Annotated in this window: 11 protein-coding genes; 4 read left to right on the forward strand and 7 right to left on the reverse strand. The window is 38.1% G+C overall.

Features of this window, described 5'->3' with window-relative positions; translation table 11 throughout:
- Window positions 1–87: 87 nt before the first annotated feature.
- From RCG20_RS09515 to RCG20_RS09530, 4 genes are all read left to right on the forward strand, one after another.
- Window positions 88–1,077, forward strand: coding sequence for an LCP family protein (locus RCG20_RS09515; RefSeq protein WP_308183995.1), 990 nt, complete (start codon window positions 88–90; stop codon window positions 1,075–1,077).
- A 244-nt stretch (window positions 1,078–1,321) separates the two neighbouring features.
- Complete coding sequence (locus RCG20_RS09520) at window positions 1,322–3,337, forward strand: N-acetylmuramoyl-L-alanine amidase family protein (protein ID WP_308183996.1); 2,016 nt, start codon at window positions 1,322–1,324, stop codon at window positions 3,335–3,337.
- A gap of 140 nt (window positions 3,338–3,477) precedes the next feature.
- Window positions 3,478–4,170 carry an SH3 domain-containing protein gene (locus RCG20_RS09525; protein ID WP_308183997.1) on the forward strand — a complete coding sequence of 231 codons (693 nt, stop codon included), beginning with the start codon at window positions 3,478–3,480 and terminating at the stop codon, window positions 4,168–4,170.
- 1 nt (window position 4,171) lies between these two features.
- A complete protein-coding gene (locus RCG20_RS09530) occupies window positions 4,172–5,506 on the forward strand; it encodes a SpoIID/LytB domain-containing protein (protein WP_308183998.1) in 1,335 nt (444 codons plus the stop codon).
- Window positions 5,507–5,791: 285 nt separating this feature from the next.
- On the opposite strand, the gene RCG20_RS09535 is transcribed toward RCG20_RS09530, so the two are convergent.
- The 7 genes from RCG20_RS09535 to RCG20_RS09565 form a co-directional block, all read right to left on the reverse strand.
- Entirely contained in the window at window positions 5,792–7,030 is a 1,239-nt protein-coding gene (locus tag RCG20_RS09535) for a glycosyltransferase family 4 protein (RefSeq protein WP_308183999.1), read from the reverse strand.
- 15 nt (window positions 7,031–7,045) lie between these two features.
- Window positions 7,046–7,906 (reverse strand): UTP--glucose-1-phosphate uridylyltransferase GalU, encoded by an 861-nt coding sequence (gene galU, locus RCG20_RS09540; RefSeq protein ID WP_308184000.1) that lies wholly within the window; start codon window positions 7,904–7,906, stop codon window positions 7,046–7,048.
- Entirely contained in the window at window positions 7,903–8,985 is a 1,083-nt protein-coding gene (locus RCG20_RS09545; RefSeq protein WP_308184001.1) for a glycosyltransferase, read from the reverse strand. The genes galU and RCG20_RS09545 overlap by 4 nt, the downstream gene beginning before the upstream one ends.
- Entirely contained in the window at window positions 8,982–10,097 is a 1,116-nt protein-coding gene (locus tag RCG20_RS09550; RefSeq protein WP_308184002.1) for a glycosyltransferase, read from the reverse strand. The genes RCG20_RS09545 and RCG20_RS09550 overlap by 4 nt, the downstream gene beginning before the upstream one ends.
- 10 nt (window positions 10,098–10,107) lie before the next feature.
- Entirely contained in the window at window positions 10,108–11,481 is a 1,374-nt protein-coding gene (locus RCG20_RS09555) for an O-antigen polymerase (RefSeq protein WP_308184003.1), read from the reverse strand.
- A 15-nt stretch (window positions 11,482–11,496) separates the two neighbouring features.
- Entirely contained in the window at window positions 11,497–12,555 is a 1,059-nt protein-coding gene (gene wecB / locus RCG20_RS09560; RefSeq protein WP_308184004.1) for a non-hydrolyzing UDP-N-acetylglucosamine 2-epimerase, read from the reverse strand.
- 145 nt (window positions 12,556–12,700) lie between these two features.
- Window positions 12,701–14,143 carry a lipopolysaccharide biosynthesis protein gene (locus RCG20_RS09565; RefSeq protein ID WP_308184005.1) on the reverse strand — a complete coding sequence of 481 codons (1,443 nt, stop codon included), beginning with the start codon at window positions 14,141–14,143 and terminating at the stop codon, window positions 12,701–12,703.

Genomic DNA, 14,143 nt, shown 5'->3' on the forward strand with positions numbered 1-14,143 from the left:
AAATTTTTATTTACGAAAATACAAAAATTTTATAAAATAGAACATTGTGAACACTTGAAAATAATCATCAAAAAGTAGGGATAATATATGGCCGTTTCAAGGTCGATGAGAAAGAAAAAAAAGAGAATCCGTTGGGGGCGTTGGATAACCACTTTCCTCGTAATTATTATTATCGGCTTCATCTCTTATTTTTCATATGATGTAATCAATAGTGCAAAAAATGCATCAAGTAAAATCTATCAAAAGTTGGATACTTCTAAGATGAAAAAGTACCGTGATCAAGAAGTTACCATCACAAAGGATCCTTTTACGATATTACTAGCTGGAATCGAAAACCAGGATGGTGGAAAAGGAAGATCCGATGTATTACTGCTAATTACCGTTAATCCAGAGACAAAACAGGTTTATGAATTAAGCATTCCAAGGGATACACGCACCTATATTCCAGCTGCGGATGAAAGATCAAAAATTAATAGCGCATACAGCCATGGCGGAATTGAAGCAACGATTGGTGCAGTAAATGAGCTTTTTGATGTTCCAATTGATTACTACATTACAACAAACTTTGAAGGCTTTGAAGATATTGTCAATACACTTGGTGGCGTGAAAGTAGACGTTCCATTCACATTTAAAGCACAACTAACAAAAAGCTTAAAATGGAAAACCTTCCATCAAGGAAGCATGGACTTAAACGGAAATCAAGCACTTGCTTATGTTCGCATGCGTAAGAGTGATCCGCACGGTGATTTCGGACGAAATGAGAGGCAAAAGCAAGTCATTAAGACCATTATCGACAAAGGTACTTCCTTTAGCTCAATTACAAAAATTGACAATATTCTAGGTGATCTTGGCGATAACGTTAAAACAAATATTCCACCTTCTAAACTTGCAAGCTTTATAAAGCTCTACTCAAAATTAAAATCTACTCAAATTAACAACCTTAAACTCGAAGGCAAAGATGAATATATAAACAATATTTATTATTTCGGCCCTGACCAAAGCTCATTGGATGAGAACAATCAAACACTTAGAGCTGCTTTAAAATTGGACTCCTCCACAGCTGGCAGCAATAACTAATAGTTTAAAAGAGAGCATATCATTGCTCTCTTTTTTTAGCTAATCAGAATTTATATTCATAAATTTTGCTAGCCCCTAAGGGCAACTACGTCTCTGTCACCGCCCTTAGGGGCTCACCTATCATGAAATTTCTTAATTTTTAATCTAATAATTAGTGAAAATAGAACTTTCTTCCGATTGGAACGTTTTACATTTTTTGATAGAATAACAGATATGGCAAAAAAATTGTCGACGGAGGGATAAAGTGAAAAAGTTTATAGCTACTACTGTATTGGCGTCATCTATTTTGTTTCCTACCCTCGCCAGTGCAGAAAATGCTTCTTTTCCAGTTAAAATGACTGTTCAAGAGAAAGTCGAAATACGAAAAGGTGCAACAACGGCCTATCCTATCGTAAAATCCTTGGATTCAGGTCAACAAGTAACAGTTACTGGTGAATTCACAAATTCTACTGGTGAAAAGTGGTATCATGTCGATTTAGGAAATGGAATGGGCTGGGGTATTTCGACATTGTTTGCAAATAGTACAGATGTTCAATATGCGACAGTCATTGAATCAAATGTGAACATTCGCAAGGGAGCAACAGTCTCCTATCAAGTCATTGGAACTCTATCTAATGGAACAAAGGTGAAAGTGATTGATAGCTTTCAAAATAGTATTGGAGAAAAGTGGTATCGAATTGAGAGTGGTAATCTAATTGGCTGGGTGGAAGCAGATTTTTTAAAAACTGATGCGACTGCAACGGCTTCAGATACTCAACCGCCAACAACTACCGAAATGACCGTTTATACGGATAAAGCTATCGTTCATAAAGGTGCAACAACAGCTTATCCATCAGTCGGAACATTGACCAAAGATCAAATGGTTACACAATTAGCTACTTTTACAAACGCTAGCGGTGAACAGTGGTTCCGAATTCAATCGGGCAGTTTGATTGGTTGGGTAATGGGTGCGGCGCTTGATCCAAACTCTACATCTACTGATGTATTGCAACAGCAACCAACTCAAGTAGGAAAAACGCTACTAGTTGGAACGAAAAATGCTGTCCTTTATAAAGGAGCAACGTATAATTACAGTGTTGTCGAAAAAATACCTTATTACAGTAAAGTTACTGTTTTAAATGAATTCGTTAATTCTAAAAAACAAACGTGGTTGCAAATCAAAACCCCTACTGGAAAAACAGGCTGGACACCACAATATGAATTGATGCAATCAACTGCAGACCTTTCATATGTCTATGCTTTAAATCGTGCTGTAGTCCGTAAAGGGGCTTCCACTACATATGCAGTCTCCCTTTATCTAAAGGAAAACGATAAACTCTTAACTTTGCAAGAAGTTAATGGATGGGTCAATGTTGAAACTTCCACTGGAAAACGCGGCTGGATTTTAAAAAATCAAACTTCACCAATTTCTCTAAAAAGATTCATTTCTCCTACAACCTATGTTGATGGTGAAGATAGCTATTTAGTCTGGCAGAAACCGATTGATTTTAACTTTACTTATTCGGCAACAGCTAATCAATTAAAGCTGACACAAGGTATTACAGATGTTGAACTTCCTTCCTTTAATGTGGCCGGAATTCAATCGATTAAAACCGTTCAGTCCAACACAAATGAAAAGGCTGTTATTCTTACATTTGCACCAGGGTACACTTTTACATTGCGTAATTACAACAATAAGGTTTCGATAAAAGTTTTACCAACAGGCATGCTTGGGAAAAAGATTATCATTGATGCAGGACATGGTGGCAAAGATACGGGTGCAATTGGACCGAATGGTTTAAGAGAAAAGGATGCCAATTTAGGCACAGCTCTTTTAGTAAAAACGGAGCTTGAAAATGCAGGTGCAATTGTAACGTTAACAAGAAGCACTGATATTTTCTTAGAGCTTTCACAAAGAACCGATATTGCTAACATGTCTGATGCAGATGCTTTTATTAGTATTCATTCTGATTCGTTCTCAACTACTTCAACTGGAACAACGACGTATTACAATACATCCGTAAACTTCAATGGACCAAGAAGTCGTCTCTTAGGCCAATCGATTCAGGAAAAATTGTATGCTAGTTTAAGCACCTATGATAGAGGTGTCAAAGAACAAGATTTCTATGTTAATAGAATGAATGAGCTACCAAGCGTTCTTGTTGAGTTAGCATACATTTCTAACCCTAAAGAAGAGGCCTTACTCCGTTCAAATGATTTCCGCCAAAAGGCCGCAATTGGAATCAGACAGGGACTTGAAGACTATTTTAATAACTTCTAATTTTTTTGTAATATTTAAAGGATTTCACACTCCACATATCAACGGGATAGTTTAATGTTATTGATCTATGTAAATGATTTGGGTTTTCTAATTTGATTACACCCAAATCATTTTTTCACATATTTTTAAGGAGGAGAAAAATGAAAAAGTCTAAAAAATTGGTAGCAGGATTGTCATTAACTATTGGTATCGGTGCAGGCGCGATTATGTTTACCCCGTCCGCGATGAACGCGACTAGTAATGTAGTGTTAGCAAGTGTTGATTGGGTAAAAACACAAATTGATCCCATTAATACGAAAGTTTCTTCTCTGGATTCAAAGATTACAAGTCTTCAAGCAACTATTACTGAACAACAAAAGGAAATTGATAGCTTAAAAGCTGGCAGCGGAACGACTACTCCAACAACACCAACGGTTGTATATGTGAACAAAAGCTCTGTGCGCATCTATTCTGGTGCCGCAACATCCTATAAAGTTATCGCAACGAAGTATAGTGGCAATTCTTTATCGGTAATTGATACGTTTAAAGCGTCTACTGGACTTTGGTACAGAGTATCCATTTCATCAACAGTGAAAGGCTGGATTTATTCTGGTGATGTTTCTACAAATAAAGCCAGCAGTGCTGCAAGTGCTACTACTGTTGTAACGTTTGGAGAAGTCAATCTTCGCAAAGGAGCATCTACTGGTTACGCAATTATTGGCCTAATTCCTAAAGGAACGACACTTCAATACATTCAATCCTTTACAAATAGTTTAGGAGAATCTTGGTATAATGTTAAAACCTCATCAGGAATAAGTGGTTGGATGATTAGCACACTTGGAGAGGTGAAATAATTTGAAAAAATTATTACCTATCCTTGCTTTTATCATGATGCTGATTTCTGTCCCATCTTTATCGAAGGCAGATGAACCAACCATCTACCCAAACGTTGTCAATGTATCTGTCTATAAAGCTACAAGTTTAACACTTACATTAACGAACACATATCAGCTTAGTAATAATGATACAGGATTGACTACTCCCATTCCTGCAAATTCGGTTGTTACGGTTAAGAATAACGGAACAGCAATTGAGATCAGTTTTACTGGAGTTACACAGACTTCTTCAACAGGGTTTAAGGTACAAGAATTACCTAATATACTCCCTTCAATTGCAGCACTAAGCAATGGTATTTCATATCGGGGTAGTTTTTCTTTTGTGAAAAATGGAAGTTATGTTGGGGTTACAAACTATTTGGACATGGAAGACTACCTTAAAGGGGTTGTCCCAAGTGAAATGCCAGCATCATGGCCAAAGGAAGCATTGAAGGCTCAAGCCATTGCAGCAAGAAGCTATGCGGAAACATCAATGGGATTAACGAGCACTCCATCAAGTCAGGTGTATCGGGGCTACACAGGCGAAGATTCAAGATCGAATGCAGCTATTAAAGAAACTGAAGGATTAATGGCAGAATTTGCAGGCAAACCCATTATGGCCTTTTTCTTCTCTACAAGTGGTGGACAGACTGCCAATTATGGGGACGTTTGGAATGGTGCTTACGCTAAGCCCTACTATGTTTCTGTTGCCGATCCTTTCGAGGTATCACCAAACAGTACATGGACAGAAACATTCCCTGCATCAACTCTATTAAAATCATTTGGTTTTACAGATACCACAACAAAGCTTTTAGATGCAAGCCTAAAGGCAACTGGAGCAAACGGAGAAGTATCTGGTGTAACGGTGAAAACATCTGCAGGCGATAAAACGATCACAGGGGATGAAGGAGTAATCCGGAAACTCTTCCCTACTACTAAAGCATCCCATTATTACGAAATAGACTCCAACTGGTTTACGATGACCGTCTCAAAAGCAGCAGCTCCTACTGATTTGTCAGTCCAAACAACGACTGGCATAGAAGCTGTTACCGATTTAAACGGTCAAACCGTTCAAACAGCAAGCGGAGTAGTCACACTAGATGGCTCTGACGTATCCATTCAAACCTCCACAGGCGTTGTATCCAGCAGTGGAACCCCAGGAACCGGAGAAGTCACCTCAGTGACACTTAACGGAAAAGGTTGGGGCCATCGCATCGGAATGAGCCAATACGGAGCCAAAGGATACGCCGAACAAGGCTGGACCGCCGAGCAAATTATCCAGCACTATTTTCAGGGAACAACAGTTTCGAGGTGACAGGCACCCTCCAGATAATTACCAATTAAGTTAGAACACCAAGCACCATCCAAAAATTCAATAGTTACCTGATACAACAGGTTCAAAGTAGTATATTGCATGAATTCGTAATCGAATTCATGCTTTTTTTGTTGTTCTGATGTGTAAGTTGTGGGTGCTTCACTAAACTACGCTTATTTGCCCTCATGATGGAGAACGAAAATAAAGGTGACAGGCACCATCCAAAATTAACCAAAAAAACTGCACTGATTCAAAAAATTCTTGAATCAATGCAGCTTATAAAATTTAATGTCCTCTACTCTTTTCCAATTCACTCATGTTATTCAGAAGATCATCAACGATACTCTTCCATGAGTATTGGCTGATTGCCAGTTCACGGCCGTTTTTACACATTGCCGCAAATTCTTCATCGGGCAATTTGCAGAGTTCCTTTACTGCTTCGGCAATTCCTTCTGGATTCTCCGGAGGAGCAATTTTTCCACAATGGTATTCATTTAAGATATCTGCACTCTCGCCGGCTCCGCAGTATAATACCGGAGTTCCGGATGAAAGGGCTGGGAAAATTTTCGACGGTCTTGCCCCTTCAAATAGCTTAATATTGCGAAGGGAGACAATGCTGAAATCAGCAATTGAAAACATTCGTGGCATTTCAGAAACGGGCACGGACCCATAAAAGGTAACATTAGAAAGCTCAAGATCTTCTTTCATTTTCAGCAACTTTTCTCGTTCCTGTCCATCACCTACAAATAAGAAGTGAGCATTTGGATCTGTCTCTTTCACAAGTGCTGCTGTTTCCAAGATAGAATCTAGCCCTTGTGCATACCCAAGGTTACCCGCGTACATGAATACCTTTTTACCTTCAATCCCTATTTCTTTTAAAAGCGCGGTATCCTTAGCCATTGGTAAAAAGGTATCTGTATTCACACCATTTGGCAATAAAAATACATCTTCCGGCTTTTTACCCTTGCGGATGATATAATCCCGGATACCGTCTGTTGCGGTTGCGATTTTCCACGACTTTTTATAAAGCCAATTTTCTAGCCATTCAGCCATTTGGATAAATCGCTTATTTTTCAAAATTCCTAACTCAACCGCAGATTCAGGCCAAATATCAGCAACGTTGAAAACGAATTTTGCACGTTTCAGCTTTGCTCCGAAATAGCCGGTAATCCCAAGAAAGAGCGGTGGGGAGTTACAAATAATCACATCGGTTGGTTTTGATTTAAAAATTGAATAAAACGCACTAAATGTAAAAGAAAAATAAGATGCTAGCCGTTTCCAGAAGCTACCCTTTGGTGATGGGTAAATCCAAGAACGGTGAACAGGAATACCTTCCCAATTTTCAAATAAGTAAAACATTCCCTTGTACTCTTCTGGAATTACACCTTTTGGATGGTGTGGGAATGCGGTAAGTACTTCCACCTGATGGCCTCTACTGAGCAATTCTTTACTAACCTCGTAAACGCGAATTTGTGGAGCACCCGTTTCAGGTGGAAAATGTTGACACAAATAAATTACTCTCATTTTCAGACTCCATTACTATCGAATGATTTGTTTTAGATATGCTTGTAATTTTGGTCTTAAATCTGGGCGTTGCATGGCGAAGTCGATCGATGCCTGAAGGAAACCAAATTTATCACCGACATCATACCGCTTACCTTTTAGAATATAGGAATAGATTGATTCTTCCCCTAGCAGTTTGTCAATTGCGTCTGTTAGTTGAATCTCACCCTTTTTATCAGGCCCGATTTGCTCTAACATATCAAAGATAGTTGGTGTTAAAATATAGCGGCCAACAATTGCCTGCGTTGAAGGAGCATCTTCCACTGCTGGCTTTTCAACAAGACTTTTCACTTTGTATAATTCGCCAATTTGTTCTGTATAGTCAACAATCCCGTATTTGTCCGTTTCTGAACGTGGTACCTCGTTACAGCCAAGGATGGTTGATTGAACTTGATCATACTGCTCAATCATTTGTTTTAAGGCTGGTACTTCACTGTCGACAATATCATCACCAAGTAAAACGGCAAATGGTTCATTGCCAATAAATTTACGGGCACATAGGACAGCATGACCCAAACCTAGTGGTTCTTTCTGACGAACATAATGGATGTCGACCATATTGGATATACGTTCAACAACCTCAAGCATTTCAAACTTACCTGTTTTCTGTAACAGCATTTCCAATTCAACCGACTTATCAAAATGGTCTTCGATAGCTCGTTTGCTCCTACCTGTCACAATAATAATATCTTCGATGCCCGATTTCACTGCTTCTTCAATAATATATTGGATGGTTGGCTTATCAACAATCGGCAGCATTTCTTTTGGCTGTGCTTTCGTTGCAGGTAGGAAACGTGTTCCTAAACCTGCTGCTGGAATGACTGCTTTTTTAATCATGATTTCATCCCCTTATTCAAGGTTTCCTCATATAAGTTTAACATACCATTTGCATTATCGAGCCAATTGTAGTTTTCTTTGACATGTTCAATCCCGTTTAGACCCATTTTCCGACGAAGCTCTGGATCCTCGAGTAATTTGATGAACGCATCTGCAAGCTGGCTCGGATTTTCTTTTTCCACAACAAAGCCGGTTTTCCCTTCTAAAACAACCTCTGGAAGACCGCCGACATTTGAGACAACAACAGGAATACCACATGCCATTGACTCAACTGCTGCAACCCCAAAGCTTTCGCTATCCTCTGTTGAAGGTACTGCGAATATATCCATTTTATTGATATATTCTGGGACTTTATCGTTAAGAACTCTTCCGGTAAAAGTGGTTATAGCATCAATTCCTAATGTTCGCGTCAATTCCTCATATTCCGCTCGCTGTGGTCCATCACCAACAATTAATAAATTGGAAGTAGGATAGGACTTATGGATTGTCGCAAACGCATGAATGAGATCTGCAATTCCGTATTTATCAGATAAAGCCTTAACCGTTCCAAGCGTGAAGGTTTCCCCCGTTTTCATGCCTCCTACAGGTTTGAACTTCGCTAAATCGACGCCAAACGGAGTGATATAAATCTTTTTATCTGTATATTTATTTGTTTCCTTTGCCATTACATGGCTGGTAGAACAAATAACATCTGCTTTTTTGAGCGTAAAGTCCACAATTCGGCGGTTAAGATTGCCTTGCTGTGGAAATTGGAAAATATCCCTTCCCCAGACAGAAACATAAAAGGTATGGTAATTCGCCAATGCTCCAATAAAACCATAACTTGACACATAATGCGCGTGAAGAATGTCGGGTTTAAATTGTTTTAAGACCTTTTTAAGTGCAAAAACACTCGAAATATACGATAATTTCCCAGGTAATAGCTTAGGGAGGACGATTGTGTCGATATCTCTGGCATTTTCCTCGGAGTAATGGTCGGAAAACGTCACAACCTTTACCTCAATCCCATTATTTTTGTAAAATAAGGCCCATTTTTGTGTATGGATTGATTTACTCGGAGCTAATAACAGTACTTTCATAAATCCTCCTTGAGTAGGCAATCCTTAATTTTCTCTACCCGTGATAACCATGAGTGTTTTTTAACAAAGGTTTGTTTAATATTCAACTCATATTTTTTAGCATCACGGCTCATTTCGACAATTGCCTTTGCCATCGATTCTGGATTGTCCTCGCAAACAATACCGTACTGATCTGTCTCAATAATGTCCTTCTGAGCTTCACAATATGTAGCAACTATTGGAAGGTGATAGGACAAATACTCGACTAATTTCACAGGCACGGAAAAGTCATTATACGTGCTTCTATATCGTGGAATAAAAGCAAAATCCATTTTACCGTAGAGATCATTCAATTCATTTCCACTGATATGCTTTACGGTGACACCAAGCTCTGTGAGCCTGCCTTTTTTCCCATCTGGAAGCTTACTATATTCATCTTCTCTGCACACAACGGTTAGCTCGCAAACTTTATTCTGCTTATTAACAATTTCTAATGCATCAAGCAATAAAAATAGACCGTATTCTTCGTTATTTATCCCGCCAACATAAAGTCCTTGGCTTGGACCATCACTTGATTTTATATCGTCTTGAATAGAAACTGGTGTACCACCTGGAGGTAATGATACCAGTTGCTTTTGAATGTTCACGTATTCGCTCATCGCATCACTGGGAAGGAAAATGACCTCGCAGTACTTTTCGTAAAATTTTTCCTCTAAGCGGTAAATACTTTGCATGACTGTTTTCTTCATGCCCTTAAGTGGATAAAGTTCATCAAACTTCCAATAAACATCCCTGTAAAAGACACCAACAGGGACATTTTTCTTTTTCAAAAATTTCATTACCTTAGAATCGATAAACGGCTTCTTTGGTTTATGTCCAGGGTCTGTTAGCCAAAACGGAATGGTCTGGTTCTCCATATAACAAAATAAAAGATGATCGAGCTTTCCAGTCCTTTGCCACTCATTAAATAACGCTTCTCTATCCTTGGAATGGCCGGATAAAAGTAAGATTTCTACGTCATTCTGTTTTCCCCATTCAACAAAGGCACTGTAGATCTTTTTAGGACGCAGCTTCGAACCACTATTGGCATTTTCAGCAAGTTGAAACGGATAATAGAGCAAAACTGATTTCATATTCTTCTCCTTAAACCCCTATTCTTGATTTTCGCTTTTGTCGGACATCAATTCGAATCCGAATAAATAGAAGAATTCCGACAAATAAACAGGTAATCATAACCCAAATTGGATTAAACAAAAAGTCAGTAAAGCCGCCTACCAACGTTCTCGGTATATTCACTGAAAAATAAATAAACAAACTTAAAAAGACAGGATTTTTTGGTAATTTTAAAAAGACAATATACATGGTCTGTACAAAAGTAGCCACATAAAAAGTTCCTGCTAATATGCCAATATAGCCCCAATTGGCATATGCTTCAGCAATAAACAATGTATTTAAAACTCCTGCTGTTCCTTCTTCTATTTTTTCAGGAAAAACACGCGCCATAACCAATCGTGCAGATCGAACCTGTTCCATGTCAAATAAATTAATTAACGAGGCAGGCAAGCTTTCCCCTTTTAAGAATGGAACCGAATCCGGGAATGTATCAAGGTGCAGATAGGTTGGTGCTATTTGTGCGAAAATAATTCGACCGATGGGACCATGATTGTAAGACAAGTACGATTCAAGACTTGTAACTCCCTGAACAACTATATACATTCCAATTAGGATAACAAAACCAGTGAAACCCCAAGCAGTGAGCCTTCTCCAATTAAAATGTAAATTTCCAATATACATCCTTAATAACAAAAACATTATGATATAAAAGAAAATTGGTGATTTTGCTAGGTCATACACATTGATTAGGATTGCACCAGCAAATAGCGCTAAAAACAGTAGCTTCCATTTGACTTCATTGGTTTTCACAGAATAAACATAGGCAATTAATGAAAGAATCGGTGTTAAGCCAATCGCAAAGATATTCCTAATCAGTACGTTGCCACCGAAATTCCGCTGTGCTTCAATTCGTAGTTCTCCTGGTGATAGGTCCGTCCTTCTTAAAATAAGCTCTAGAATCGGGACGTGAGCAGTCTTTAAAAATGTATAACCAATTGCTGCCAATGAAACAAATGAAATCATAGCAAACAATAAAAAGAATTCATTCTTCTCCGAAAAGGGAAGTGAGATATCCTTTTCAAGATACCCATTAAACTCTTTCTTGGCATCAAAGCCAACCAGTTTTGATACTAAAAACATAACAAAAGGGAAAAAGAGCATGACAAAACTGATTGCGTAAAAACCAATCCAGCGGTTTTCTTCATGGGTAAGACGATTGATCATATAGTAATCATCAATCCCCATGGCAATCAGAAGGGTACCCAAATAGCTTGACACTAAAAATGAGTAATAAAAAATAATTGAATTTATGTTTGGTTTTAAAAGAGAGAGGGTCCCAGCTGATTTCTTAAAGAAATATACGGAACCCCCTAGAACAATTAGCCATAAAAGGAGATAGAGCATATCCTGCCCGCCTTTTTATCTATTTTCTAGAATTTCAACAATTCTTTGTGAGGCTTTTCCATCACCAAAGACATCTTTATACGAAGGGGAAACTTCCTTCTTTATGCCTTCAAGAATCTTTTCAACAGATGTGCCAGCTAGTATATTGGCATCTTCTTCGAGTGTTTCCACCCACTCAGTTTGTTCACGTACTGTAATACAAGGGACCTTCATAAAATAAGCTTCTTTTTGAACGCCACCAGAATCGGTAATGATTTTTTGAGCATTTGCTTCGAGTGTCAGCATATCCAGATAGCCAACAGGCTCAATGACTTTCAAGTTTGGAATTTCATTAAGATCTAAACCGTATGAAGCAAGCTTATGCTTTGTTCTAGGGTGCATTGGCCATACCTTCACGGTTTCAATTTTTGAAAAAGCTTCAAGGATATTTTTAATGTTTTGAAGATCATCGGTATTTTCAGCGCGATGAATCGTAATTAAGTGATACCCTTTTTTCTCAAGATCATTAGTCGAGAGGACTGCTGATTTTTCTTGAGCTAATTCACGGTTATAAAGAACGGCATCATACATTACATCACCAATATTTAAGACATTGTGTGTAATATTTTCATCCGTCAGATTTTTAACAGCTGTATCAGTTGGGCAGAATAGGTACTCGGAAACATGGTCTGTCATGATCCGATTAATCTCTTCAGGCATTTTTTTGTTAAAGCTTCTTAAGCCTGCCTCAATATGAATGACCGGAATATGCAACTTAGCTGCAACAAGAGCACCAGCCAAAGTAGAATTTGTATCGCCATATACTAACAAGAAATCAGGTTCTTCTTTTAAAACGATTTCTTCTATTTTTTGAAGCATTTCACCTGTTTGCTTGCCGTGATTTCCAGATCCCACCGCCAAATTATAGTCTGGCTTTGGAATATGTAATTCTTCAAAGAAGATTTCCGACATATTACTATCATAATGCTGACCAGTATGAACGATCAGTTCTGTATGTTTTTCACGTAAAACGCGAGAGACAGGTGCTGCTTTGATGAATTGTGGCCTTGCACCCAAAACAGTAATAATTTTCACCCTACACTACCTCCTGAAAGTTTTCGCGGATAAAACGATTTCCGCTCATATATACGCAAATAAATATCTAAATCATTAAAACCTCTTAGATTTTTTAAAATTTACCTTTATTTTAACCAATTCGGTCTATTTCATCATGAATGGCTCATTCATTTATGACTTTAGTTGGGGCCTTATACGTTTTTCTGCGGAAATCCTTATCGATTCTACTTATGCCAATGGTCAAGGCAACAAATAGCCACGCCAAAGCAATATAAAGCGCGTTTAAGCCTTGCTCCTGAACATACGTAATTCCAACAACCGCAATAATCATACTAACAAATAAAAATGCCATTTTTCCAAATGACACAGGCACATAATATACTTGCTGGCTTTTTCTAAAGATGAAAATAATCGCAACCATGTAGGCAATTATATATGACGTTACTGCGCCCCAAATTGAATAGTGTGGAATCAACACAAAATTAAGAACGGTATTGATGATTGCCACGATACCGAAAGCAACCGAAATAACCGATGTTTTTTTCGTAAAGAACAGACCAACTGAAATGATCATGTAATAAAAATTCAAAAAGGTTGCTGCTGATAAAATCGCAACATACTGGTAAGCAATATGGTACTTATGACCCAAAATTCCAATCACATACGGCATGGCTGTAGCAATTGACATGACCCCAATGATACCAATTAACAACAGACCTAAATAAACTTTTGAAAAAAGAAGTGGACTACTTTCCTTGTCCTTTATCTCCATGGAATATGGGCGCCACGCTAATTGAACACCACTTGTTAAGAGGGTTATAATCATTGCTAATTTAGTGGCAGCCTGATAGATGCCCACTTCCTTTGCAGAATGAAATGCTTGCAGGAAGAAAACACTGGCATTGGCAATGATCCAAAAAGCAAGTGAAGCAGGAACTAAAGGAGCTGCATACTTAATCATCTCCTTAAGATCTGGAAAGTTAATCTTTGGTTTTAGATATTTTACACTTGAAGGCAAGAGGAGAAAGAAAATAATTCCATATCCAACTAACCTACCAAGCAATATTCCTTCGGCAGTTTTGACAAAGTATTTTAAGAACAAGTAAGAAAAGACTGCCATTAACAGCATTTTCCCCACTGTATAGATAACAACTTTCTTCGTTACAAAATCAAAACGCATAACCATTAAGACAACAACGGTCACTGAATCAACGAACAGTGTCAAAATACTAATGTACAATAATGATACATATTTAGCATCATTAAGCAATAATTTAGAGATCCACGGCCCTGCACTAAACACGACTAAGGCTAAAATTGCCACAATAAACAGACGGAAATACATAACGTTACGAACGTGTTCTATTCGCTTTTCCTTATCCTTTGTATCAAAGTAAAAAAAGGAAAGTGCCGAATCCGTTCCAAAAATAATCAAGAACGTGAGCATTGACGTCCAATTATCAATAATTCCCAATACCCCATATTTTGCCGGTGACAAAAAGTGAGTATAAATAGGAAGCATAATAAAAGCGATTAATTTTGTGCCGATATTCATAAATGCGTAAAGGAGCGAATCCGCTCCTAAACGCTTAATTTGGGCAAACAC

The organism is Neobacillus sp. PS3-40 (genome assembly GCF_030915485.1).
GTDB lineage: Bacteria > Bacillota > Bacilli > Bacillales > Cytobacillaceae > JAUZPL01.